1 protein-coding gene is annotated in these 1250 nt (G+C 62.3%); it reads right to left on the bottom strand.

Going from position 1 to position 1250, the window contains the following annotated elements:
* On the bottom strand, positions 1 to 1220 hold a 1220-nt coding region (locus AC507J_RS32265), incomplete at its 3' end, for a condensation domain-containing protein (RefSeq protein WP_496294340.1).
* Positions 1221 to 1250: the final 30 nt, after the last annotated feature.

Below are 1250 nucleotides of genomic sequence, written 5' to 3'. Positions count from 1 at the left end.
GTCCGGGACCGGTCCCGGTCAACAGCAAGGGCATCAACCAACTGCTCGAACGGCAAATCCTGATGCGCATACGCCTCCAACGCCACACCCCGCACCCGACCCACCAACTCACGAAACGTCGGATCACCCGACAGATCCACACGCAACACAAGGGTATTGACAAAACAACCAACCAAACCATCAACCTCAGCCCGACCCCGATTCGCCACCGGCGTACCCACCACCACATCCTCGGCATCGCAATACCGACCCAACAACGCCACAAACGCCGCCAACACCGTCATAAACATCGTCGCCCCAGCCTCACCCGCCAACACCCGCAAACCATCCACCGTCGACCCCGGCACCACAAACTCAACAACCCCACCCGCCGACGACCGCACCGCCGGCCGCGGCCGATCAACCGGCAACTCAAGCACCGGCACCCCCGCCAACCGACCCCGCCAATAAGCCAACTGCCCATCCAACACCGCACCCGACAACCACTCCCGCTGCCACACCGCAAAATCGGCATACTGCACCCGCAACGGCGCAAGAACCTCACCCCGCACCAACGCCGCCAACTCCCGACGCACAACACCACCAGACCACTCATCAGAAACCACATGATGCAACACCAACAACAACACCTGCTCCCCCGACGCCAACCGCAACAACACCACCCGAAACAACGGCCCAACCGCCAAATCAAACGGCTCCGCCACCGCCCGAGCAACCACACCCCCAGCCACACCAACATCAGACAAATCCACCACCGGCAACCACACCCGCCCCGGCCCATCAATCACCTGCACAGGCACACCATCCACACCCACCACCAACCGAGTCCGCAACACCTCATGCCGAGCAACCAACCCCTCCAACGCCGCCTGCAACGCCACCACCGACACCGAACCATCCCAACGAATCACCAACGGCACGTTGTACTCCACCGAACCCGGATCCAAACGATCCAAAAACCACAACCGCTGCTGCGCAAACGACAACGGCAACACCCGATCACGCCCCACCGACACCACCGGCGGCACCACCACCCCCACCACCGAACCATCCACCACCGCCGCCAAAGACCGCACCACCGGCCGATCAAAAACCTCCGCCAACGCCAACTCCACCCCAAACACCTCACGAACCCGCGACACCACCTGCGCAGCCAACAACGAATGACCACCAAGCTCAAAGAAATGCCCACCCGCCCCAACACCCTCCACACCCAACACACGCCCAAAGATCCCCGCCAGAAGCTCCTC

It is taken from the genome of Micromonospora sp. PRAS1 (assembly GCF_059553435.1).
Note: the sequence above shows the minus strand (reverse complement) of the source record. Positions and strands in the feature narration are given on the sequence as shown.